Annotated in this window: 17 protein-coding genes and 2 pseudogenes; 9 read left to right on the top strand and 10 right to left on the bottom strand. The window is 69.3% G+C overall.

Features of this window, described 5'->3' with window-relative positions:
• Nucleotides 1-219 (top strand): annotated as a pseudogene (locus SMA5143A_RS41295) (transposase family protein); the annotation flags it as partial.
• A 159-nt stretch (nt 220-378) separates the two neighbouring features.
• Here SMA5143A_RS41295 and SMA5143A_RS41290 read toward each other — a convergent pair.
• From SMA5143A_RS41290 to SMA5143A_RS41280, 3 genes are all read right to left on the bottom strand, one after another.
• The gene (locus tag SMA5143A_RS41290; RefSeq protein WP_146194050.1) at nt 379-1,356 is read right to left on the bottom strand and encodes a hypothetical protein; all 978 of its coding nucleotides are present in this window, start codon (nt 1,354-1,356) and stop codon (nt 379-381) included.
• A 186-nt stretch (nt 1,357-1,542) separates the two neighbouring features.
• Nucleotides 1,543-2,310 carry a transposase gene (locus SMA5143A_RS41285; protein ID WP_107467920.1) on the bottom strand — a complete coding sequence of 256 codons (768 nt, stop codon included), beginning with the start codon at nt 2,308-2,310 and terminating at the stop codon, nt 1,543-1,545.
• A gap of 281 nt (nt 2,311-2,591) precedes the next feature.
• Nucleotides 2,592-4,208 carry a recombinase family protein gene (locus SMA5143A_RS41280; protein ID WP_107467919.1) on the bottom strand — a complete coding sequence of 539 codons (1,617 nt, stop codon included), beginning with the start codon at nt 4,206-4,208 and terminating at the stop codon, nt 2,592-2,594.
• Nucleotides 4,209-4,445: 237 nt separating this feature from the next.
• Here SMA5143A_RS41280 and SMA5143A_RS41275 point away from each other — a divergent pair.
• Both SMA5143A_RS41275 and SMA5143A_RS41270 read left to right on the top strand, forming a co-directional pair.
• A pseudogene (locus SMA5143A_RS41275) lies at nt 4,446-4,808 on the top strand (IS630 family transposase); the annotation flags it as partial.
• 57 nt (nt 4,809-4,865) lie between these two features.
• Entirely contained in the window at nt 4,866-5,117 is a 252-nt protein-coding gene (locus SMA5143A_RS41270) for a hypothetical protein (RefSeq protein ID WP_055715166.1), read from the top strand.
• Nucleotides 5,118-5,140: 23 nt separating this feature from the next.
• Here the strand turns inward: SMA5143A_RS41270 and SMA5143A_RS41265 are convergent, their stop codons facing one another.
• Together SMA5143A_RS41265 and SMA5143A_RS41260 are read right to left on the bottom strand one after the other, a co-directional pair.
• Entirely contained in the window at nt 5,141-5,767 is a 627-nt protein-coding gene (locus SMA5143A_RS41265) for an HAD family hydrolase (RefSeq protein WP_107467917.1), read from the bottom strand.
• Nucleotides 5,768-5,922: 155 nt separating this feature from the next.
• Entirely contained in the window at nt 5,923-6,987 is a 1,065-nt protein-coding gene (locus SMA5143A_RS41260; protein ID WP_107467916.1) for a hypothetical protein, read from the bottom strand.
• A 342-nt stretch (nt 6,988-7,329) separates the two neighbouring features.
• Between SMA5143A_RS41260 and SMA5143A_RS41255 the strand changes: the two genes are divergently transcribed.
• Both SMA5143A_RS41255 and SMA5143A_RS43390 read left to right on the top strand, forming a co-directional pair.
• Nucleotides 7,330-10,026: a helicase-associated domain-containing protein gene (locus tag SMA5143A_RS41255; protein WP_107467915.1), complete on the top strand. Its 2,697-nt coding sequence runs from the start codon at nt 7,330-7,332 to the stop codon at nt 10,024-10,026.
• Nucleotides 10,027-10,254: 228 nt separating this feature from the next.
• Entirely contained in the window at nt 10,255-10,431 is a 177-nt protein-coding gene (locus SMA5143A_RS43390; protein WP_181362277.1) for a hypothetical protein, read from the top strand.
• Between the two features lie 23 nt (nt 10,432-10,454).
• Here the strand turns inward: SMA5143A_RS43390 and istB are convergent, their stop codons facing one another.
• The gene (gene istB / locus SMA5143A_RS41250; RefSeq protein WP_107467914.1) at nt 10,455-11,939 is read right to left on the bottom strand and encodes an IS21-like element helper ATPase IstB; all 1,485 of its coding nucleotides are present in this window, start codon (nt 11,937-11,939) and stop codon (nt 10,455-10,457) included.
• Between the two features lie 81 nt (nt 11,940-12,020).
• On the opposite strand from istB, the gene SMA5143A_RS41245 reads away from it, so the two are divergent.
• From SMA5143A_RS41245 to SMA5143A_RS41235, 3 genes are all read left to right on the top strand, one after another.
• Nucleotides 12,021-12,617: a replication initiator gene (locus SMA5143A_RS41245; protein ID WP_308812071.1), complete on the top strand. Its 597-nt coding sequence runs from the start codon at nt 12,021-12,023 to the stop codon at nt 12,615-12,617.
• 723 nt (nt 12,618-13,340) lie between these two features.
• Nucleotides 13,341-15,695: an ATP-binding protein gene (locus SMA5143A_RS41240; RefSeq protein ID WP_308812070.1), complete on the top strand. Its 2,355-nt coding sequence runs from the start codon at nt 13,341-13,343 to the stop codon at nt 15,693-15,695.
• A 123-nt stretch (nt 15,696-15,818) separates the two neighbouring features.
• Nucleotides 15,819-18,200: a LuxR C-terminal-related transcriptional regulator gene (locus SMA5143A_RS41235; RefSeq protein WP_107467912.1), complete on the top strand. Its 2,382-nt coding sequence runs from the start codon at nt 15,819-15,821 to the stop codon at nt 18,198-18,200.
• 46 nt (nt 18,201-18,246) lie between these two features.
• Here SMA5143A_RS41235 and SMA5143A_RS41230 read toward each other — a convergent pair whose 3' ends face one another.
• The 4 genes from SMA5143A_RS41230 to SMA5143A_RS41215 form a co-directional block, all read right to left on the bottom strand.
• Nucleotides 18,247-18,759 carry a hypothetical protein gene (locus SMA5143A_RS41230; RefSeq protein ID WP_107467911.1) on the bottom strand — a complete coding sequence of 171 codons (513 nt, stop codon included), beginning with the start codon at nt 18,757-18,759 and terminating at the stop codon, nt 18,247-18,249.
• Nucleotides 18,760-19,014: 255 nt separating this feature from the next.
• A complete protein-coding gene (locus tag SMA5143A_RS41225) occupies nt 19,015-19,224 on the bottom strand; it encodes a hypothetical protein (RefSeq protein ID WP_107467910.1) in 210 nt (69 codons plus the stop codon).
• Nucleotides 19,225-19,349: 125 nt separating this feature from the next.
• Nucleotides 19,350-20,531, bottom strand: coding sequence for a fructose-specific PTS transporter subunit EIIC (locus SMA5143A_RS41220; protein WP_107467909.1), 1,182 nt, complete (start codon nt 20,529-20,531; stop codon nt 19,350-19,352).
• A gap of 205 nt (nt 20,532-20,736) precedes the next feature.
• The gene (locus tag SMA5143A_RS41215; RefSeq protein ID WP_146194048.1) at nt 20,737-21,960 is read right to left on the bottom strand and encodes a hypothetical protein; all 1,224 of its coding nucleotides are present in this window, start codon (nt 21,958-21,960) and stop codon (nt 20,737-20,739) included.
• Nucleotides 21,961-23,071: 1,111 nt separating this feature from the next.
• On the opposite strand from SMA5143A_RS41215, the gene SMA5143A_RS41210 reads away from it, so the two are divergent.
• On the top strand, nt 23,072-23,455 hold the full coding sequence (locus SMA5143A_RS41210; RefSeq protein ID WP_107467907.1) for a hypothetical protein: 384 nt from the start codon (nt 23,072-23,074) through the stop codon (nt 23,453-23,455).
• Nucleotides 23,456-23,692 lie beyond the last annotated feature (237 nt).

Below are 23,692 nucleotides of genomic sequence, written 5' to 3'. Positions count from 1 at the left end.
ACATCCGCGTGCCCTACCGCGGTCGCTGGGAGAAGCTCTCCGCAGGCCAGCAGGCGGTCAACCGCGCCCATGCCAAAATCCGGGCACTGGGCGAGCAGGCCATGGCCATGCTCAAGCACGTGGCGACTTCTACGCAAGCTACGGTGCAGCACCAATCGCATCACCAGCCTTGTGCAGGCCGTCCTCACCCTCCACCTGACCTGCTCGAACCAAAATTGAAAACGGCTCAGTGGACGGGATTCTCTGCTTCTGCTTGGGCTGAGCTCGTCGTTTTGCGGTGCGGGATGAGCAGGCCCCGGTGTCCTGCCAGCGTCCACGCCGACGCCGGGACCTTCAAAACTGCCTAGGACTGTGGTCCGCAGGAGTTGTCTGAGGACGCTACCCAGCTGCCGAGGCCAGAGCTCCTGGACCGATGGGGTGTCCCTGGCAAGATGGGGCCCACTCCTTGAGCCGGTTGGCCAGGTTGTCCGAGAGGTCGTTGAGGTAGCTGTCGGGGTTCTCTGCGGCGCTCGCCGCCGCGCGTTCCAGGTCGCTGAGCGCCACCATTTGAATGCCGTGGACCAGCTCCTTGTGGCGGAACTGGCACAGCCGGTCGAAGACCACCTTGATGAGCTTGCCGATGCAGCCGCGGACACTCGCCCGGGGCTCCTCCCGCCAGATTCCGTAAAGACGTACCGCGACTGACCGCAGAGCGCCCTCGTTGGGTTCGCTGGCCGTGGCCATCCTCACGAGAGCCTCGACGATGAGCAGTTTCGTCTTGGGCCGGTAGGCGGGATTCCAGGAGCCGTCCACCGCGCTCGGCCAGTGCAGGGACTGGCCGACATTGAGCTTGGTAGCGTGACGGCACAGCATTTCGGCCGCGACGAGCTGCGCGTTGGGGGATGCCGAGCGCAACGCGGCATCGATCACCAGGATGGCCGTCTCGTCCGAGATCCTCTTCTGTTCCTCCTCACCTTCCTCGGCCCACAGGTCGACGAGGAGCGCCACGGCGAGGTCGGCATTGTCGAGTTTGGTGAGCGCCAGCAGTCCTGAGGCCATGGCTGCCGGGTGCGCGGCTCCCGAGTCGGCGGGAGAGATGAGCTGTCCGGCCCGCATCGCTGCATCCAGCCTGAGCTGGCGCTGCTGGTCAGCCTGTTCCTGAGCCAGCCGACGCTCGGTCTGGCGGTTCAGCATCAATCCGATCAGGGATACAGATGCAGTGACCAGTACCCCGGCGAAGGTGAGAACGGCAGTGAGCCGGGAGGTACTTCCCCCGCCGAAAGCGACCGGGCTGAGCAAAAGCACCGCGGGCAGAACTGCGACAAGGACCACAACACCGAGAGAGGCTGCGGCTAGCTTCTTGCTGTCTGCACTCATATGGAGCCCCCGTCCGGGGTGGCCTGCGTTACCGGGCCGCGGTGCTTCATCGTGGCCGTGATACATCACATGGACCAGCGAAGCAGCCGGAGCTGGTGCCTCCGGGTATCGCCACGCCGAGGCGAGGAGCGCTCATGGTGTCCCGATGCTGCGGCGTGCGAGAGGCTGTCCCGTGTGGGGCGTGAGCTATCGGGTGAGGGCCATGTTGTGCAGTCGGGCGATGCCAAGCATGGCCTGGTGAACGCCGCTGCCCTTGAGTCGGCAGTCCCGCAGGATCTTCCAGTTCTTCAGCCGGGACAGGGCATGTTTCACCCGTGCACGGGCCCGTCGATGGACAGCGTTCTCCGCCTCCTGCTGCGGACTGAGGTGCGTCTGACCGCGCCGCTTGCGGTGCGGGATGAGCAGGCCGGTGCCTTGGTAGCCGCCGTCGGCGATGGTGGGTGCTCCGCGGCAGGCGCGGTCGACGCCGGACTCGGTGAAAGCCCGGCAGTCGTTGCGGCTGCCGGGCAGCGGGAGGCCAATCGCCACGACCATGCGGCTGTTGGCGTCGATGACGACCTGCATATTGGTCGAGTAGCGGTAGTTCTTGCTGGAGGCGGCGATGGTGCGGTCGCGGGTGGGCACCAGGGTGCCGTCGACGATGTAGACGGTGTCCTTGCGTGGCTGGCAGGCTGGCGCGATGGCCAGCAGGGGTGCAAGGTGATCGACGATGCGGTCGGCCGCGGACTTCGAGACTCCGAACAGCGGCGCCACCTGCCGCAATGTCAGGTTCGTGCGCCAGTACGTCGCCACCAGGAGCACCCGGTCTGCCAGCAGCAGACACCAGGGACGGCCGCGCTGGACGTCCCCGCCACGGCGCCGCACCAGTGCCACCAGCCTGGCGAATTGCACCTCGGACAGCCCAGAGAACGGCTCGATCCACTTCGGGTCACCCGCTGAAATCACCCCACCCATGCCCGCTCAACGCACCAACCGCCATACCGGTTACGGAACAACATCTAGCCGTGTGCGGCTGCCGTCCTGGAAGGGGCCGGAAGGGAAGCCAGCGCATCTCGTCCCGCGTATACGCGTATGCGCGTATCCTCGACTCCGGAAGGACCCCCGCGAGCGGGCGAACGGTCACGAACCACCCCCAATTATTATTCAACCGTTAGCGGTGGGAGTGGTCGAATTCATAAACAATTCCATAAAAGAATAAGGCCGCCATCCGGCAGGGCCTTTCCTTGTTCCTCTCCTTATCGAGCGAACCCCAACGCCTTCCATCGGCATTCCTGGGTGACGTTATGGCTAATCACCATTCTCGTCATCTTTCCTTTCTTTCCAGGGCGAGTAAGGGCAAGCTCATTCACCATGGTCTGAATATCCCCCAGATCCATGACCATTCCCCTTTCGCTTTCATCCTGCCCCTTATCCCACGCCCAGACCTTTACGTCATAGGTGCGGAGGAATTCCCTACGGTCTTCCTGGTCTTTGGACTCCCAGACTTCCCCGTACTTCTTACCCGTGGCTTTCAGTGCGGGGTTAGCCCTTTCCTCTTCCTGCTTAGCGAGTAGCGCGACCTTTGCCGACAGCCCCTTATGCATACGCCGATAGGATTCTTCCTGCCCCTCCCCGTCGTACTCACCTACCAGGAAGTCAGATTCCAGCTTCTCCAAGCGTGCCCTGGCTGACTGAAGTTCCCTAGCCTGAGAGGGTCCCTTACCGGCTCGCTCGTACATCTGCCACGTGCCTACGCTACCGCGAATCTCCTGGTCAACCCATGTATCGAGCAAGTCAGCACGGACGTAAAGACCGACAGCGCAACCACCACCCTTGAACTTGTTGGAGCAGCGGTAATACCTGTGTCCGGGAATCCTTTCTCCGCTTTTCCTGGTGTGTCCGGAATTCAGAAGAGAAGTAACCGGCGCTCCACAATTGCCACACCGAGCAATCCCGGCAAGCAGGCTCTTAGCACCCGTACGGCTTTCCGTCCCTACAGGCTTGGGGGCCGGTTTAATCCTGTCGACCAGGTCTGCCCATTCATCCATGGACGCTAGGGGTTTCTCAGGGAGAATGACCGGCTCTCCCTGGTCGTCTAGAACGGCCTCCCCCTTGTACGTGTAGATACCGGGAACCCAAGAGGAGCGGATGAACTTATTGATGATGGTCGACTGCCATTGCGTGCCCTTGGCTTCCTCCCCCTTCAACTTCCTGAGGTGGTCTCCCCAGGTGAGTACGCCACGGGCGTTGAAGTCTCGTGCAATCCTGTGTGTGGACTGTCCCTCACGAACACGAGTGAAGATCTCCTCTACGTACCGGTGGAAGTCCTGGTCAATCTCCAGAACCTTCCTCCTGCCACCCTCTACGGCCTTGATGCGGTAGCCGGTAGGCGGAGCGCCCGTAAGCCATGAACGGTTCTCCAGACGGCTCTGTACGCCGTTGAGGATGCGTGCCTGGATTGTGTCCCACTCAGCCTCAGCAAAGACAGCCGTCATGCGAGCCATCATCTTGCCTTGGGGAGTCGAGAGGTCGAACCCCTCTTCAACGCAGACGATGAACTTCCCGTTTTCCTGTGCCCACTCCAAGAGTTCGTTGAAGTGCATCGAGCGACGGGTAAGCCTGTCCATCTTGGCTGCAATGATCACGTCAAACTCATCGGCTCGGGACGTGAGCCAGCGTCCTAGCTTGGGGCGCTTGAAGGGGCTCATCGAGCCTGAGACGTCCGTGTCCTCCGCCTCCCCCACCAGGACGCCGGACAGGTGGGGAGAGCTGACGTGGTGTCGGATCACGCCACGCTGCCACTCGATGGACGTGGAGCCGTCCGAGTCAGCAGACAGGCGAAGACAGGCGAGGTAGCGCAGACCAGGTGTCATGAGGGGAGGCTAGCGGAGTATGCGTGCCTAGATAACTGGCTTGGTTTTGCTGGTAGGCACGTCTGCCCTCCTCGTATTCGTCGGAAACTGCGTCTGAAAAGTGTTCTCGGCGTGCGGAAACCGCTCTGGATAGCACTACAGCGGGCCGCCGGGACCCGCCGGTACCCAGGTTACTGAGCTTCAAAGCGTGGTGTCGGAGGGGCTGACGGCCCTTGATCCCCGCGGTATGCCGACTGCGTGCGGCATGCGCAAGGGGGCGGGCCGACCGACGAGCGACGGGCTTTCCATGCAAAGTTGAGGATGGAGGCAGCTGCGCGGTTCGTCCTGGGCGACGAGAGCGCTGTGATCGCGCACGACCTGCGGGTCAGCGTCCGGTCAGTGCAGCACTGGCGCAGAGCCTGGTCCCAGGACGGGCCGAGAGCCCTGGCTTCCAAGGGGCCTGCGTCATTGCCGCTGCTCAGTGACGAGCTGTTCGCCGTGCTGGAGCAGGAGCCGGCCAAGGGACCAGTAGCGCACGGCTGGCCGGACCAGACCTGGACCCTGTCACGGATCAAGACGCTCATCGGGCGCCGGTTCCACAAGAGCTACACCGTCCATGGGGGCGGGTGACAAGACGTCCCCCGCCTCTTCTCTCGCGCTGGGAACTACCCTGGTCCGGTGCGTGACAAAACCCAACCGAATTCCGCCGAACCCGGTGACCGGCTGATCCGTGCCGGCGTCATCGTGTTCTTCGTCGGCGCCGTGGCCACACTGGTCACCGTCGCCCCGCTGTTCCTCGACACGACCCCATTTCCCACCTACATGTTCGGTTTGAGCATGCTGATGGGCGTCGGTTTTCTCATCGCGGGCGCGGGTGTCCTTCAGTCGGTGGCGGCGGGCCGCAGGAAGGCACGCTCGCAGACAGGCTGATCAGGCTGACCGACTGAGCAGGCTCACGCTTCCCGGCGGGTGTGGGCCGCCAGCCACTCGGGGAAGGCCGTCAGGTCCGTGAGGACGACGTCCGCGCCCGCCTCGCGCAGTTCCCGCTCGTCGCACGGGCCGGTGGCCACGGCGACGGAGTACGCGTCAGCGGTACGCGCGCCGCGGACGTCCCCGACGTGGTCGCCGACGTACACGCTCGCGCCGTGCTCGCGCAGCGCCCCCGCCTTGGCCTCCGCCCACAGGTCACCGATGACGGCGTCCGGTTCCATGCCGAGGTGCTCGATGTGCAGCTTGGCGTTCGGCTCGTACTTCGCGGTGACGACGATGGACCGCCCGCCGGCCGCCCGCACCGCGGCGATCGCCTCCCGCGCGCCCGGCATCGCGGGCGCCGAGGTGATCCCCTTCTCCAGGTAGATCTCCCGGTAGAGCGTCGCCATCGCGGGGATGTCCTCGGCGGGGAACCAGTACGCCAGTTCCTCCACGAGCGGCGGGCCCAGCCGCGTGATCGCCAGATCCGCGTCGATGTACGTCCCGGTGCGCGCCGCGAGTTCCTGGTAGCAGGCGTGGATGCCGGGGCGGGAGTCGATCAGCGTCATGTCCAGGTCGAATCCGACGGTTATGGAGGCCATGGCGCCCATTGTGGGGGGTGGGAGGGTTCGTTGGCGGGTGCGGGTGGGTGGGGGCTTGTCGCGCCCACGAAGGCCGGGCCGCAGGCCCAAGCCTTCAGGGGCGCGAGAACCTGCGCGAGAAACCACGAATCACCCGCACCCGCCAACGAACCGCGCGCCCCGAGCTACTGGGCGCCGCGGGGCCGTTGGGAGCGCCAGAGCAGATACAGCGCGGAGGAGACGGCCGCGATACGCAGCACCCACGGCCAGGTCTCCGCGAGCGCGACGTTCATCTCGCCGCGGACGATGGGCTCCCCCCACCTCCCGTCGCTGCGTCCCCACAGCCACACGATGCCCCCGGCGGCCACCACTCCCGGCACGCCCAGCACCGCCCACTTGGACTCCGCGGGCGTCAACCGCCGTGACAGGTAGGCGATCAGCCAGCCGAGCCCCAACGGCACGAGGCTCCCCATGACCGCTCCCGCGACCAGCAACGCGGCGGCCAGCAGCAACAGCGGATTGCTCCACCCTCCACCGGTCGGCCGCAGCCGGGGCAGCCTGAGCCGCCGCCGGCCCGCCGGGACGTCCCCGGCCACCGTCTCCGCGCCCGCGCCGCCCGCTGCCGCTTTCTCCACGGCGGGCGGCGCGGCGGCGCCCGCCGTCCTGCCCTCGTCCTTCGCGGGCGGCGGCTTCAGCAGCTCGGGGATCTCCACGCCGCCGACGAATCCCGGCACCGCGTCCCCGATCCCGAACCCGATGTCCCCACCGCCGGGGTTTGCGCCGCCGACGCGCCACCAGTCGGGCTGGGCGTCGCCGTCGCCGAGCTCGTGCAGCGGGGCGAGGTGCGGCGGGGCGGCGCCCTCCAGGGACGTCCGGGGTGCCGGTTCGGCGGTACGCGGCCGGGGCACGACCTTGCGGAAGCCGCCGGTGAACCCTTTGCCCCGCTCCTCACGCTCGTCCGTGTCGTCACCGCCTGTCCCCCGCTGCACGGGCACGGCGGCCCGCTCGTCCGGCGTGTCACCGGGGCCGCCTGCCGCGGTGACGATGTCGTCGGGGGTGCCGAGTCGGGCGATGATGCGGCGCACGGCGGCCGGACTGTCCACCGGCGCCTTGGCCCGGCGCCGGTCGATCTCGTCCCGCAGCTCCGACACCAGACGCATACGGGTCGCGGACGGCAACTGTCGCTGCTGGGCCAGGTCACCGACCCGGCTCAGATACTCGTAGACGACCTTGTCGCTCTCAATCCCCACGAAGCCCCTCCGGGGTTGACGCCTCCGAAGACGGTATCGCTTCCGAACGAGCCGGGGCCCACGCCTCCACCCCGGCCCTCCCGCCCCCAGGGGAACGCCGGGGCCACGCCCCCGGTTTCTCAGAACCCCGGAACCCACACGCCGGCCCCCAGGGGTGCGGGGCGGTGACACACGCGGCTCCGCCGCGCGGGCGCGAAAAACCACCCACCACCCGCACCCAAAAACCCACCCACCCGCACCCCCACAACCGCCCCCCGCCCTCACCTCACCCCCAACAACCCACCCACCCCCGCAAGCCGTCAGGCCCCCGTTCCGCCACCCCCCTCCGCTACCGTTGACCGGATGAGCACCGAGGAGCACAGCCCCACGCAGCCGGCACCCCCCGGCGGAGCTGACACGGCCCCCGGCCCACAGGAATCCCCCGAGCCCGGCGGAGCCCCCCGCTCTCTCGCGGAAGCGCTCCGCGGCCGTGACGACCGTTCGCTCGCCGCGCTGCTCCGGGCCCGCCCGGACCTCATCACCCCCGTGCCGACGGACCTCACACAGCTGGCGACCCGCGCCGGCACCCGCGCCTCCGTGGTCCGCGCCCTGGAACACCTGGACCGTTTCGCCCTCCAGACCGCCCAGGCCCTGGCCGTGGCCTCCGACCCGGCCCCGTACGACGAACTGCTCGGCCTCATGGCGGGCAGGAGCACGGGCGACGAGCCCGACCCGGCCGTCGCGGCCGCCCTCCCCCACGCCGTCCGCACGCTGCGCGACCGGGCCCTGCTGTGGGGTCCCGACAGCCGGCTCCGTCTCGTCCGCACGGCCCGTGAGCTGCTCGCCCCGTCGCCGCAGCACCCGTCCCCCACCGGCCTGGGCCCGACCGTCGGCGAGGCGACCGCGGGCATGTCGCCGGGCCGGGTGCAGGAGATCGTCACGGCGGTGGGCCTGCCCCGCACGCACGACTCGGTGTCCGCCGTCGCCTCCCTCTCCGGCCTGTTCACCGACGGGCCCCGTATGGCCGCGCTCCTCGGCACCGCGCCCGCCGAGGCCCTGGACGTGCTGACGCGCCTGGTGTGGGGGCCGCCGTACGGCCAGGTCACCGCGAACCCGGCGCCCCATCTGCGCTGGCTCCTCGATCGCGGTCTGCTGCTGCCCACCGCCCCCGGCACGGTCGTCATCCCCCGCGAGGTGGCCCTGCATCTGCGGGCGGGACGGGCGCACCGGACGGTCGAGCCGGTGCCGCCGGCCGTCGAGGCGGCGGGCGCGCACCGTCCCCAGGTGGTGGACGCGACGGCGGCCGGGCAGGCGTACACGGCGCTCGCGACCGTGGAGGAGCTGCTGAAGGACTGGGACGAGGGCGGCCCGGCGGTGCTGCGGGCCGGCGGCCTGAGCGTCCGCGATCTGAAGCGGACGGCCGTCGCCCTCGACGTGCCCGAGCCGGTCGCCGCCTTCTGGGTGGAACTGGCGTACGCCGCGGGCCTGCTGGCCTCGGACGGCGAGGCCGACGAACGCTACGCGGCGACCCCCGCGTACGACGCGTGGCTGGAGCTGCCTCCGGCGGAGCGCTGGGCGGGGCTCGCGTCGGCCTGGCTGACGGCGACCCGTACGCCGGGCGTGGTCGGTGAGCGGGACGCCAAGGAGCGCACGCTGTCGGCGCTGGGCCCCGGCCTGGACCGTTCGGCGGCACCCGAGGTCCGGCACCGGGTGCTCACCCTGCTCGCCGGGCTGCCCGAGGGCACCTCGGCCACCCCCGACTCCGTTCTGGCGCGGCTCCGCTGGGAGCGCCCCACCAGAGCCGCGCAGCCCTCGCAGCCCTCGCAGCCCTCGCAGCCCACGCAGGCCGCGCAGGGCCGGGCGCCACAGGCGCAGGGCGGGCAGCCCGACGATCTGCGGGCCCGGCTGGCGCGCTGGACGCTCGCCGAGGCCGAGTCCCTCGGGATCACGGGGCGGGGCGCGCTCTCCTCCCACGGGCGGGCCCTCCTCGGCCTGCCCCCGGGGACCGCCGCGACCGCCGACCTGCCGGAGACCCCGGGCGACAAGCTCCCCGCCCCTCACGTGCCCACCCCGGCGGCGCCCTTCCCCTCCCCGGAGCCGGTGGTCGAGCAGACCGTGGCGGCGGCCCGTGCCGCCCGGCTCCTCGCTCCGCTGCTGCCCGAACCGCTCGACCATGTGCTGCTCCAGGCGGATCTGACGGCGGTCGCGCCGGGGCCGTTGCGGCGTCCGCTCGCCGACATGCTGGGCGTGGTGGCGGACGTGGAGTCGAAGGGTGGCGCGACGGTCTACAGGTTCACGCCGGGGTCGGTGCGCCGGGCGCTCGACGCCGGTCAGACCGCCTCCGACCTGCATGACTTCCTGACGGCTCACTCCCGTACGCCGGTGCCGCAGCCGCTCGCGTATCTGATCGACGACGTGGCCCGGCGCCACGGGCACCTGCGGATCGGCGCGGCGTCGGCGTATGTGCGGTGCGACGACGACGCGATGCTCAGCGAGATCCTCGCCGACAAGCGGTCGCAGGGGCTCGGGCTGCGCCGCCTCGCGCCGACGGTGCTCGCCGCGCTGGCGGACCCGGCGGCGCTGCTGGAGGGGTTGCGCGCGATGGGGTACGCGCCGGCCGCCGAGTCCGCGGAGGGCGACGTCCTGATCACCCGCGCCCTCGCGCACCGCACTCCGGCCCGTACGGCACCGGAGCCCGTCCCTGACGGTCCGCCGGCCCCCGACGACACCCTGCTGGCCGCCGCGATCCGTGCCATCCGTGCCGGTGACCTGGCGTCGACGGCGCCCCGGCGGACGAGCGGCACTCCGGTCCCGTCGGGGACGCTGCCGCGCACCAGCTCCGCCGAGACCCTCGCCACGATGCAGGCCGCCGTCCTCACCGGCGAGGCCCTGTGGATCGGGTACGTCAACGCCGAGGGCTCCGCCAGTCAGCGCGTCATCGCCCCGGTGCGCGTCGAGGGCGGCTTCGTGACGGCGTACGACCACACGGCGGACGAGGTCCGCACGTTCCCGCTGCACCGCGTCACGGGCGTCGCGGAACTGGCGGACGACTCGATCTGACCCCGGGTGACTGAGTGAGGCGTCCTCCTGCTCACGCCCCGTTCCATGATCAAATCGCCGCCCGACTGTCACCCGTTCGGGCGTACGAGGGCGTTCATGCAGGCCATCCCCGGTTTTCCCTCCGACGAGGGGTCGTGCGGGGGCGTGCGCATCGGGGTGGGGGCCGCCGGGCAGCCACCCTGGGTCCGATCGAGATCGACGTCCCCGCTCGAAAGGTTCACAGGCCGTATGCGTCCCGTTCCCGCAGTGCTCCGCGCCCTCGCCGCAGCCGCCCTGGTCGGTGTGCTCGCCTCGCCCGCCGCGGCCAACCCCGGCCCCCTGCCCCTCCCCGAACTGGGAACCATGGTCGGGGAGGGGCTCACCGTGGAGGGGCCGCTCGTCCAGAACGTCAGCCTCCTGAAGTGACTCAGGAGTGACGCGGCAGTGACTCAGCCCGCCGAGGGGACCCGGCGCAGCCGGTAGCTGTCCCCTTCGAGGCGGACGATGTCGGCGTGGTGCGCGAGTCGGTCCACGACGGCCGGGGCGGCCCCGCCGAAGATCTCGTCCCAGCGGCCGAGGGGGCGGTCGCTGGTGACGATCAGGGAGGCCCGCTCGTAGCGGTGGGCGACGAGTTGGAAGAGGAGCCGGGCGGTGTCGGGGTCGAAGGGCAGGTAGCCGACCTCGTCGACGATCAGCAGGGGGCAGGCGTCGAGCGCGGACAGTTCCCCGGCGAGCCAGCCCTCGGCCCGTGCCCCGGCCAGCCGTGCGGCCCACTCCTCGGCGGTGGCGAACCGCACCTGGTTCCCCGCCTGGCAGGCCCGTACGCCGAGGCCGATCGCGAGGTGCGTCTTGCCGGTGCCGGGGGCGCCGACGAAGACGACGTTGCGCCGGGCGGCCAGGAAGTCCAGCGTCCCGAGGCGGGCCAGCAACTGCCGGTCGAAGGTGCGCGGGTGGTCCGGGTCGAAGTCCTCCAGCAGCTTGCGCGCGGGGAACCCGGCGTCCCTCAGCAGGCTCTCGCCCTCCGCTCCGCCCGCCGCCCCGTGCGGCACGGCGCGGGCCCGGCCCCGTGCGAACGCCGTCCCGTGCCGGCGGGTCTCCCGTTCACGCGCCGCGTGCTTCTCGTCCGGGGTGGCCTGCGCCGGGAGCGGCAGCGGGGCGGGACGCAGGACCGGGGTGGAGGGGAGGGGCGGCCCACCGACGCCGTTCTCCTGGTCCCACGGCGGCGGGCCGGCCGGTCCATGGGCGCCCTCGGGGTCGGCGGGTGGCCAGGGAGCGGGCGGGACCGGATCGGCCGGGCCCCGCGGATCGGCGTGCGGGACGTGGTGGAGGCCGTGGTGGAGGCTGTGGTGGGGACCGAGGTGGGGACCGTTTTGCGGGCCGTGGCCCTTCTCCTCACGGAGCATCGGCCCCGACATGTACGCCAGGAGCACCGCCGAGACGATGAACGCCATGTGGATCACCGTGCCCCACAGCAGCGCGTGGCGGGAGGTGTGGTGGACGTCCACGAACATCTGGAGCAGATGGACGGAGGAGATGCCGACGATGGCGGTGGCGAGCTTGACCTTCAGGACGTTGGAGTTGACGTGGGAGAGCCATTCGGGCTGGTCGCGGTGGCCCTGGAGGCCGATGCGCGAGACGAAGGTCTCGTAGCCGCCCACGATGGTCATGATCAGCAGGTTGGCGATCATGACGACGTCGACCAGCTTGAGCACCGCGAGCATGACGTAGTTCTCGGTGGCACTGCCGCCGACGCACTTGACGATTAACGTCCACAGCTCGTTGAAGAACTTGTAGACGTACACCCCCTGTGCGGCGACCAGACCGAAGTACAGCGGTGCCTGGAGCCAGCGAGTGGCGAACAGGGCATAGCCGAGCGTGGTGCCCTGCGGGGAGGCGGACGGGGTGACCGGGCCGGCGGGGGTAGATGGCTGCACGGTTCAACATTCTTGGGGAGCCCTTGCCTCATATCTGAATTCCCTCCACTCATCGGAATGAAAAGACATCCAATAAGACTGATGTACCCCCTGAACCCGGCCACCTACGACTACACCGGCGCCGTTCTGTGGAACGCCCACGCCGGACAGCTCTGGGCGCGCTTCACCACTCACCTGCGCCGGGCCCTGGCCAAGCATTTCGGCATGACACGGAAGGCCCTGCACTCCGCCCTGCGCGTCTCCTTCGCCAAAGTCGCCGAGTACCAAAAGCGCGGCCTGGTCCACTTCCACGCCGTGAGCCGCTTCGACGGCCCCGACGGTCACATCACCCCCCCGGCCTGGGCCACCTTCGACGCCCTCAGCGCCGCCGTCGGCTTGGCGATCGAGCGTGCACGGCTCACCATCGAGTCGGACTCCATCGGCGAACGCGTCATCGCCTGGGGCGGCCGGTACAAGGTCGACCCCATCACCGCCCTGGGCAAAAGCCGCCCCTGCGCCGGACGCGGCTACGTACGCGGCCCTGACCGCTTTCACGACGTGTGCACTGACTGCGACGGCACCGGACAGGCCGAGCTCATCAAGGCCCTGCCCGTACAGCAGCACGTACGGCAGATGATCCGCACCGCCTGGGCCCTCGGCGCACTCCGCCTACCTCAGCAGCGGCTACCGCCATGGTGAGGAGTTCCTCGCAGCCCAGGTCCGCCACGACATAGCCCATACGCAACGCCTCAAGCAGGAGGGGGATTTCTCATGATCAACCGCAAGACGACGGGCGATCGCCGTCCCACGACAGCCACGAAGCCGACCACTTCGAAGTGCTGCCCCGATAGACCTCCATGCGGGTCGTCATCTCCGGCCCCGAATCCATCAAGGCCGGCCTGCTGACAGCCGCACCCCGCTGTGAACCCCAGCCCAGTACTCGGCTCTCGTTCCGCCTCGCCGACGCACACGCCCTTGGCGGCTTCCGCCTCAGTTCCCCCTCTTGGGACCTGGCAGAGTCCGTCCCCACGCTCAGGACGGCACTGTCCGAGACAGACGGGGACGCCCTCTGCGAACTAGTCGCAGAGACAGGCGAGTTCACAACTCGCGACGGTGCGGCGCTGTCGTATTGCCGCCCTTCTATCAAGGTCATCGGCCCTCGGCACAACCCCGACCAGCACGCCGCCTGACCTGATGAGAACTGACGGCGTCAGGTGCCGACCAGGCGGAAGGACTGATCTTCATCAGACCAGCCGTCGTGTCCGTGGGTCGGGGATCAGGAAGAGACACACGTATCACTCGTTATTCCCGCATTCTGCCTTCCGCAGGCAAGATGCAACGATGAGGGGGTGCCGTGAGCCACGCGGCTGGTGTGACGTCGTCGCGCCGGTCCGGGCGCTGTGGAGGGCAAGGGAGATGACCATGGTGCCGTACGAGGGGAATTTGCCCAGATCCTCAACCAGCTTCGTGGGCAGAGGGCAGGAGGTGGCCGAAGTTCGCCGAAGCCTGAGTGCCGCCCGGCTGCTGACGCTCACCGGACCAGGCGGGATCGGCAAGACTCGGCTGGCGATGGAGGCGGCCGTCGCCTGCAGAGAGGACTTCCCGGAGGGCATGTGGCTGGTGGACCTGGCGCCGCTGCCGGACAGCGCGGCGGTGGCGGACGCGACCGTGATCGCTCTCAGGCGGCCCGACCTGGGCGCCCGGCCGGCCCTGGAGCAACTCACGGGGTACCTGAACGGGCGGCGGGCACTGCTCGTCCTCGACAACTGCGAGCATCTGGCCGATGCCTGCGCGGAGCTGGCGTGGGCGCTGCTGTCGGCCTGCCCTGAGTTGCGCATCCTGGCGACGAGCCGCCGAACACTGGACCTCACCGGCGAGCGCGTGTTCACCGTTCCGCCGCTGCCACTGGCGGAGGCGGCAGCGCTCTTGCGGGACCGTACCGCCGCTGTCGACGCGGACTTCCGGATCGCCGAGGCTGACGAGGCCCAGGTCACGCGGTTGTGCACCGACCTCGACGGACTACCGCTGGCGATCGAGCTGGCTGCTTCCCGGCTGCGACTGCTCAGCGTGGAACAGGTGGCGAAGCGGCTGGAGGACCGTTTCGCGTTGCTTGCGGGCGACAGTCCAACCGCGCAGCCCAGACAACGCACACTGCGCGCGGCGATCGAGTGGAGCTACGAGCTGTGCACGCCTGCGGAGCGGCTGCTGTGGCGTCGGCTGTCGGTCTTCGCCGGTGGCTTCGCCCTGGACGCGGCTGAGGATGCCTGCGCCGACCAAGAGCTCCCCCGGCACGAGGTGCTGGATCTTCTCGGCCAATTGGTCTCGCAGTCCATCGTGTTGGTCACAGAGCGTGGAGAGCCCCCCCGGTACCGGCTGCTGGAGACCATCCGTGCGTACGGTCGCGAGCAGCTCGCCCGCAGCGGTGAGGAGGAGCGGCTGCTTCGGCGGCACCGCGACTTTTTCCTGTCTCTCGCCGAGCGCACGGCCACCGACTGGTTCGGACCCGGCCAGGAGCAGGCGCTGGCGCGGCTGCGCGCAGAACACCGCAACCTGCTGGCGGCCCTGGACTATGGGACGCGGTCGCGGGCGGCCGCGTCGGGGTCCGGGAGAGCGGAGACGGACGGAGCGGATGTAGGCGACGGGGATCTCGGGGCTTTGGAGTCCGACGGCACACAGGCGTGGCTCGCGCTGGCCGCGGCGCTGCGCTTCCACTGGTGCTGCAACGGATTCCTCGGAGAGGGACGCCGTCAGTTCGACAGCGTCCTGGCCGCCGCCCCCGCGGCGACACCTGCTCGGGCCAGAGCACTGTGGGCCGCCGCCTGGGTGGCCCAGATGCAGGGTGATCTCGATGCGGCCGAGCGGTGGCTGGGTGAGGCCGGCGAACTGGGCGAGCGACTCGACGACCCGCAGCTCCGAGCGGATGTCCAGGGTCTGCGCGGTACCGTGGCGCTGTACCGGGGACAACCGCATGAGGCCGTACCGCTGTTCGAGGGTGCGGTGGCCGCCCAGACCGGGCTGGGGGAAGAGCCGCCGACACTGCGATGGCTCTTCCAGCTGACTCTCGCCCAGTTCTACCTGGGGGACCCGCGCGCGGCGGAGACCGGCAGGCGCGCGGTAAAGGTGGCGGAGGCTTACGGAGAGCGATTGACCCGGGCCTACGCGTTGTGGGTACTGGGCTACGGCGCGTGGCTTCGAGGCAGTCCGGAGGAGAGCGGTGCTCTGATGCGTGCCGTCCTGGAGATCCATCGGGGCTTCAGCGACCATGCGGGGGTGGCCATGGCGCTCGAGGTGATGGCCTGGAGCACCGCCGAGCTCGGGGACCACGAGCGGGCAGCACGTCTGCTGGGTGCGCTGCGCCCCCTCTCCCGCGAGCTCAGCCCGACCTCCGCCGGAGCGTTCGCCGAACCCCGCGCGCGGTGCGAGGAAGCGATCGTCGAGGCCCTCGGCCAGGCAGCGTTCGACGAACTCCACACCGAGGGCAGTTTCTGTGACAGCCTGCCCGGGGCGATCGCGCTGGCCCTGGGCGGCGAGGGGTCGGAGCAGTCTGGCGCGGGCACCTCACCCAGCGCTCTGACCCACCGGGAGCGAGAGGTCGCCGCACTGGTGGCCGAGGGCATGAGCAACCGGCAGATCGCCGCCGCGCTCGGACGGTCGCCTCGCACGGTCGGGGGGCACGTGGAGAACATCCTGGCGAAGCTCGGCCTCGGCTCCCGCGCCCAGATCGGCGCCTGGTGGGCGGTTCACGAGGCGACCGCCCGGGGGACCGACGCGCCGTAGGTCTTCTCCCCGTGCTCGTTGCGGCACTGTCCGTAACTGCGGTAACAGAAACTTCACACCGGTCGGGTTGCCATCCTTGCTAACCTCATGGGGTATTTGTACGGCAATACGTGAGGTCGAGCCGTGACGACTGTGATCCCCACCGTGGGTAACCTCCCTGCGGCCCTCACCAGCTTCGTGGGCAGGCGCCGAGAGGTTGCCGAGATCCGCCGTCTGCTGGGCGTAGGCCGGCTGCTGACGCTCACGGGAGTCGGCGGTGTGGGCAAGACGCGGTTGGCGCTCGGAGCCGCCGAAGCGTCCAGGAAGGCATTCCCGGACGGGGTGTGGGTGGTCGACCTGGGCGCGGTGGAGGATCCGTCGGCGGTGACGGTCACGGCCGCGGGCGCGCTCCGGGTACCGGATTGTGGCAGCGGCCCTGTCCTCGGCCAGCTCACGGGCCACCTGGCCCGACGCCGGGCGCTGATCGTGCTGGACAATTGCGAGCACCTGATCGATGCGTGCGCCGAGCTGGCGAAGGCGTTGCTGTCGGCCTGCCCGGAGGTCCGCATCCTGGCGACTAGCCGCCAGACGCTGAGGGTCACGGGCGAGCACGTCTTCACCGTCCCCCCGCTGTCCGTGCCTGATGATGCGCTCGAACTGCTGCGGGACCGCACCACCGCCCTCCGGCCGGACTTCCGCATCACCGGCGCGAACCGGGCCCAGGCGATCCGGCTCTGCACGGACCTGGACGGGCTGCCTCTGGCCATCGAACTGGCCGCGTCCCGGCTGCGGACGCTCACGGTCGAGCAGACGGTGGACCGGCTGGCGGACCGTTTCGCCCTGCTCACCGGCGGCTGTAGGACCGCTCTTCCACGTCAGCGCACGTTGCGCGGCATGATCGAGTGGAGCTACGAGCTGTGCACACCCGTGGAGCGGCTGCTGTGGCGTCGGCTGTCGGTCTTCGCCGGTGGCTTCGCCCTGGAGGCCGCCGAGCAGGTCTGCGCGGGGGACGGCCTGGCGGCGCACGAGGTCCTGGACCTCCTCGACCGGCTGGTTGCTCAGTCCGTCGTACTGACGTGTGAATGCGAGGGTATGCCCCGCTATCGGCTGCTCCAGACCATGCGCGAATACGGGAGAGCCCGGCTTACCGAGTCGGGCGAGGAGCAACACCTGCTGCGGCGGCACCGTGACTTCTTCCTCGCTCTCGCCGAGTGCACCGCCGCCCGCTGGTTCGGCCCGGGCCAGGAAGAGGCTCTGATCCGGCTTCGCATGGACCATGCCAATCTGCAGCTGGCGTTGGAGTACGGGTGCGCGGCACGCCCTGCCGCGCCGGAGCCCGTCCGGGCAGGTTCCGCAAACCCGGAGCAGGACAAGCCGGAGAACGGGGCGCCCGATCCCGCCGACATACAGGCCGCGCTTCGACTGGCCACGGCACTGCGCTTCCACTGGTGCGCCAACGGTTTCCTCGGCGAGGGCCGCCGTCAATTCGACCGGCTGCTCGCGGCGGCGCCCGAGCCCACCCCGGTGCGGGCCAGGGCGCTGTGGGCCGCCGCCTGGGTGGCGACGCACCAAGGCGATGCGGCGACGGCCGACCGGTGGCTGGATGAGGCCGAAGAGCTGGGTGAACGGCTCGACGCCCCCTCGGTCCGGCCGTACGTTCTGGGCTTCCGCGGCGCGTCGGCGGCCTTCCAGGGACGGATGGCGGAGGCCTTGCCCCTGTACGAGAGAGCACTGGCCGCCCATGAGGAGGCGGGCGAAGGACCGGGGGGGCTGTTCTGGCTGCTCCAGATGGCCATCACTCAGGGCCACCTGGGGGATCCGCGCGCGGAGGAGAACAGCAGGCACGCGGTGGCGGTCGCGGAAGGGCAGGAAGAACGTCTGTACCGGTCCTACGCGATGCGGGCGCTCGGCCATGTGGTCTGGGCACGCGGCGACGGCGACGAGGGCATGGCGCTGGCCCGAGCCGCACTGGAGATCCTGCGGGGCTTCAACGACCACGCCGGAACCGGAAGGGTGCTGGAACTGTTCGCCTGGATAACCGCGTCCCGCGGCGACCACGGGCGGGCGGCCCAGCTGCTGGGCGCCGCGCATGCCCTCTCCCGGGACAACGGCACCTGCCTCGACTCCATGCTCGGCGCCCAGCGTGTGCGCTGCGAGGAAGCCATCATCGCGGCCCTGGGCCCGGACGGATACGCAAAGGCCCTCGCGGACGGCGGCCGGCACGACAGCCCGGCCGAGGCCATCGCACTCGCCCTCGACACCACCGACGCCGGGCAAGACGCCCCGGTCACCACCGCCGACGCCGGGCAGGACGCCCAGGTCACCACCGCGCCAAGCCCGCTGAGCCGCCGGGAGCTGGAGGTCGCCACGCTGGTGGCCAAGGGCATGACGAACCGTCAGGCAGCCTCCGTGCTCAGCCTGTCACCGCGAACCGTGGACCGGCATGTCGAGAACATCCTGGCCAAGCTCGGCTTCAACTGCCGCGCTCAGATCGCGGCCTGGTGGAGCCAGGTTCCGGCTGCGTAAGGGACCGTAAGACGTTCGGCCGACGCTCAAGAACTTCGCCCCGCTGTCAGCCGACGCGCCCCGGATCGTTGTTGACCGAGTCTCCCGCGTCGAAGCTCGCGGTGTCGTGGAATCGGCCGACCTGCTGCTGGAAACACGTCTTGCGCACTTCGAGCTTGTCGGAGGGGTAGGACTTTCTCAGTGCTTCTATGACGGACTCTGGGGCGTCGGTGTGGACGATCACCTTGTCCTTCACGCCGTCATATGAGAAGCCTACGCTGTACTTTTTTAAGTCTGGGCCCCACTTCTTGGCGAAGATGTGCTCTTCGATCTGATGCAGCTCTTTCTCGGTGAACCGGCTGATCCTGATGGCTACCTTCATCCCCGCAGGGATCTCCGCCATGATCTTGGTCTTCTCGATGGCGGGCGTGCCGGCGGGCAGCGATATCACCACGACGGAGTCACCAAAGACGCCCAGAGCGGAGTGCTTCTCGGCGATCTTGTCGAGCATCTCCCACTGCGCCTGGCTCGTCTCTCCGTGATCTGCGCCGGCTGCCGCGGTCCCGCCTGTGTGGTTCATGCGAGGAGCATCGCCGTGGGGGTTGCGCTGCCTCAATGGGTGGTTCTACCCAGTGCTGCACAGTGGATGGCCGGACAGGGGGCGGCTGGCTCGTGGCCCACCGGGCGGTGATCTGGGCGCGGCATGTGAAGCCGAGTTTGGCGAGGATGTTCCCGACGTGGCAGTCGGCGGTTCGCGGCGAGACGTTGAGCGGAGCGGCCGGCGATTGGTCATGCCCTCGGCCACCAGCGTGGCGACCTCCACTTCCCCGGCGGCTCAGCGGGCTGGCGCGGTGGTGGCAGGGGCATCCCGCCCAGTGACGGTGGCGGTTGCCGCGTCCAGGGCGAGGGCGAGGGTCAGGGGGTTGTCGTGCCGACCGCCTTCCGTGAGGACCTTGTCGTACCCGTCCGGGCCCAGGGCCGCGATGACGGCTCCGTGCGTGCCCTGTCCCGGGACAACGGCGTCCGTAGCCTCGCCTCCACGCACGCCGAGCACCGTGCACGCTGCAAGGAAGGTGCCAGACCACCCGAGCCGGCCCCGGGGGTGTTCCCAGGGCCGGTGTCTCTCCTGCTCAGGCTGTCTGAGGGCGTGTCCGCAGGGGGTTGCCGAGGTCAGGCCCGGCCGGCGACCACGGCCTTCTTGCCGGTGACGGTCGGGACGGTCCTGGTGGCCGGGGCGGTGCGCCGCAGGCTCTTGAGGCCGATGGCCAGGGCCGCGGTCACGAGGGTTCCGGCTGCGACCGCAGTGGCGAACAGCAGCGGCTTGCCGAGCTGGTCGGCGGCGAAGAATCCACCACGGGGGACAGCCATGGTGGAGCCGAAGTGCATGGTCAGGACACCGGTGACAGCGCCGCCGGCCAGAGTGGCCGGGATCACCCGCAGCGGGTCGCGCAGTGCGAAAGGGACCGCCGCCTGGGGGATGAAGACCAGGCCGAGCAGCCAAGCGATCTTGCCGTAGCCGCGTTCGGCGGGAGTGAACAGCCTGCCGCGCAGGAGGCTGGCCAGGGACAGGCCGAGCGGCGGGACGATGCCGGCGGCGACCACGACGGCCATGAAGGTCAAATGGTCCGGGGTAGGGGAGTATGCGTTGATGCCTGCGATGGCGTAGCCCATGACTACGGTGTTGAGGGGGCCGCCGAGGTCGGCGCAGACCAGCAGGCCGAGGAGCAGTCCGAGCAACAGGTGCTGGTCGGTGAGTTCGAACTGGACCAGTTTGTCGGAGAACCAGCCCTTGAGGGGGGCGAGGGCGGGGCCGAGCAGCGCGTAGAAGCACAGGACGGCGGTGATCAGACTGGCTGCCAGCGGGATGAGCGCGTTGTCCCGCAGGGCGCGGCGTTCGGCCGAGGCGGGGATGCGCATCAGCGCTCGGGTGACGAGGCCGGCGATGAGGCCGGCGATGAGGCCGCCCAGATAGCCCGTGTGCGCGGCCACCGAGGCCAGTCCGCCGACGAAGGCGGGGATGAGGGCTGTGCGCCCGGCGATGCCGTTGGCGGCGTAGAGCGCGATGGCCAGGCCGAGCAGGTCGAGGGTGACGCTGCCGATACGGACGAGGGCGGCGGCCCAGCTGTAGTGGTTGGTCCAGGAGAAGCCCGCGTCGAGTAGCGGGGCGGTGGATTCGTTCAGCTGCCAGCCGCCGATTGCGAAAGCCAAGGTGAGCAGCAGGGCGCCGACGGCGGTGAGTACGGTGAGCTGGGGCATTGCGGCAGAGAGCCAGCCGGTGAGCCGGAGGTCTGCGCCTTGGCCGTGGGCGGTGTGCTGGTTGAGGGGCATGTTGTCGCGGGTGGTGGAGGGCATCGTTGAGGCTCCCGAGGTGTGTGGTGTTGCGGCGCCGCTTCAGGGGGTGGCGGGGTGTCATGGGGGCTGTCCGGGCAGCCGGTCGCGCGCTGTCCCCCGGGGGGACCCAAGGCGCGTCGTGGGGTGCGCGAGGACGCGTGGGAAGGTCGGGCCTGATGCCGACCGCGCCGTGTGGGACGCGGTCGGCACCCGTGCGGCAAAGCCCTTAGCGCGTCATCAGCGAGGCACCCCAACTGCCGAGGACGGAGCCCATCTTGACCCCGTACATCCGATACTGCTGGCAGCCGCAGTTGCCTTCCCACCACTGGACCATTCCGGAGTGGGAGCCGACGGCGTACGCGCCTCCGTTGTAGTCCACGGTGTAGATCGGCGCGCCGGAGTCACCTACCTCCGTGTGCATGCCCTGGTCGTAGGAAGGCCAGTTGCTGCCCGGGGCGTACGCGAAACCGTCCCCGTTCCACGTGTAGTGCTGGTTTCCGTCCTCAGACCTCCACGTAAACCCGTAGTTGTCCGCGGTGATCGTATGGTTGCCATGAGCGAAGGTCGTCTGGCCGCTCACGCTGACTGTCAGGCCCTGCCAGAGGCCCCCCAGGCCCTTGACCGGGCGGCTGTCGTTGGCCCAGCTGTAAGACCCAGTCCAGATTTGGCCTTCGTATCGATAGCCTAGGAACGCTTCGACGTCCAGGTTCCAGTCAGTGTGCTTGACCCAGCCCATCCACTGGCCGGACGACCAGTCCTCATGCCGGTTGACGATCAGATCGTGCCGAGAGAAGCAGTGTCCCGCCGTGGTCATCATGTCCACGCGCTGGCCGTTGTCCTGGTTTTCGACGTTGCGCAGGCCCCAGCCGGACGTACAGACGCTCAGATCGTTCATGAGCGAGGTACCTCCCCAGAATGGCGCGTAGTCGTCGAAGCGGTTCCACTGACTCTGGATGCGCGCGTGACGCACTTTGATCTTGTCGCCGTGGGCCTTGGCGAGCCCTGTCCTGTCTGACTCCGGGGCGTCGGTGTTGACGATCATCTTGTCCGTCGCACCGTCGTACTCGATTGTGACCAGGGAGTCGTTCTTGTTCCACGGGCCGGTGAGGATGTCTTTCCCGAGCCCGTCCAGCTCTTTCTGGGTGAACTTGCTGACCTTGACGGTGGTGGCGTCCAAGACCTTGGCCGCCTTGCCGAGAGCTTCCGCCTTCCGGTCGGCGGGTGTTCCGGCGGGCAGCACGAGCACCGGGCCGGATTCGGCGGCGAACACGCCCAGGGCGTGCTCCGCCTTGGCGACCTTGTCGATTTGCTTCAACTGCTCTTGGCTCGGCCCCTTCGAGGGTGTCGCCGCGGAGGAGGAAGCGGCCACCGCCGAGGAGGCGGGTGCTGCCAGCGGCACCATCACGGCTACGGCACCGGCCACTATTCCAGCGATGCGCTTCGATCTCATTGTTGATCTCAACGTACATCCTTCCGTGCAGGCGGATCGGAGAATGGGATCCACCACGGTTCTCCGTGAGGAGGGAGGTGTTTTCGGCTGATTCTGGATCATTCGGTTTCCGGTCCCTTCTCCGCTGGAGGCGGCCGGGCCGGCGGGTGAACTCCACACATGACCTTCCTTTCTCCGCCATCAATGGGAACGCTCCCATTGATTCCGTGATGAATACGTATGTTCGCTTCATGAAATCGGCCGATCGAATAAACCGGCACTGTTTTCCCTTGTGGGTCGCCTGAGGCGTGCCGAATTTCAGGGCAGAGCCTTTTACGACTGCGTAGGGATTTACAGGACGCGTGAGACCGGAAAGGCCGTGCGGAGCAAGGCGAGTGGCCCGGTGATCGCGACCGGCCCGAGCGTGGTGCACGGTGCGCGGGTGCTGCCGCCCGCAGGCTGCGGGGTCAGCGCTTCGCCTCGGCTGTGACCGTAGCTCTCAACCGACGGAGGCGAGGCTGTCGCGCCGGCCGGCACGCGGTCCAGGCTCGACCGAGGTGGTCTTCGCAGCGGAGCCGCATGCCGTGGCCCGTCTGTGTGGTTCATGCGAGGAGCATCGCCACGGGGGTTCTGCCCCCTCAATGTGTAGTTCTACCCAGTGCTGCCCAGTCGCGGTGGTCGTGTCCCGCGTCGTGACACCCGGCCGGACGCCGTCGTCGCGGTCGGCCAGGAAGCTGTCGATGACCTTCCCCTCGCAGCGTAGAGACCATGACTGCAGGGGAAGTTGGGAGTCATGGCGGGCACGAGACTCTTGTGGGTGAAGTAGCTGCGGCGGACCCGGCCGCAGTGGTCGGGGCGCTCAGCGGCTGCAAGACCGAGGAGAACATTCCGTATCGCATCGCCTGCCGGGCGCTGGGGGTGTCAAAGGCCATGGTTCTACAAGTGACGCCGCCGTCCGGCCGAGTCGACCAAGCGCGAGCGCCGACCTCGGCGGCCCTCTCCACACCGCCGCCCTGGGCTTCGCCGTCGCCGGCATCTCCTCGGCGTCTCCCACTCCTGAGCACCTGACCTTCATGGCCGCGGTGGCCGCCGCCGGCATGGCCCCCCGCTCGGTCCGTCCCTGGCCACTCTCGTGCGCGGCAAGCTGTTCACTCCCGCCGAGCGCGCCTACGGCAAGATCGCATGGCTGCCCGGCCTTGCCCTCGTGCCGCAGGCGGCGATCCCGTTCGCACTGCGCGACGGGCTGCGTGTGATCCCGGCCACTCTGGTCGGCAGTGCCGTCACCGGCCTGTTGACCATGACCTATGGCGCCACCATGGGCGTTCCCCACGGTGGTTTCTTCGCTGCAGACAAACTCGGCCAGCCGCTGGCGTTCGCGCTCGCCGTCGCTGCCGGAACCCTCACCACCGCCGCCCTCACCATCGGCCTCAAGAGCCTGCGACGCACCGCCCCGGGCAAGGCCACCCGCGCCGCCACCGACGGCCGCCAGAAGGCCCTCGTGGCCGACCCGGCCTGACCGGCTCCGCACGCAACAGGCGAAGGCGACTTCGGCAGCGTGCCGCACGCCGTCGGCTTCACGCGGAAGCCGACGGCGGACGCCCGGCCAAGCCACCGGAATCCGGAGGCTTTCGGCGCCCTTGGCGTGGACAGCCTCCGACCGATTCCTGCCGATACGCCGGTTCGAGTCCGGCCGGAAGCCCGCCGGGGGGACCCCAGGTTTCCCCGGCCGCTCTTCCTGCCGGCGGAAACAGGA

This window comes from Streptomyces sp. MA5143a, assembly GCF_900290235.1.
In the GTDB taxonomy this organism is placed as follows: domain Bacteria; phylum Actinomycetota; class Actinomycetes; order Streptomycetales; family Streptomycetaceae; genus Streptomyces.
This window is presented reverse-complemented; position numbering and strand designations above follow the sequence as displayed.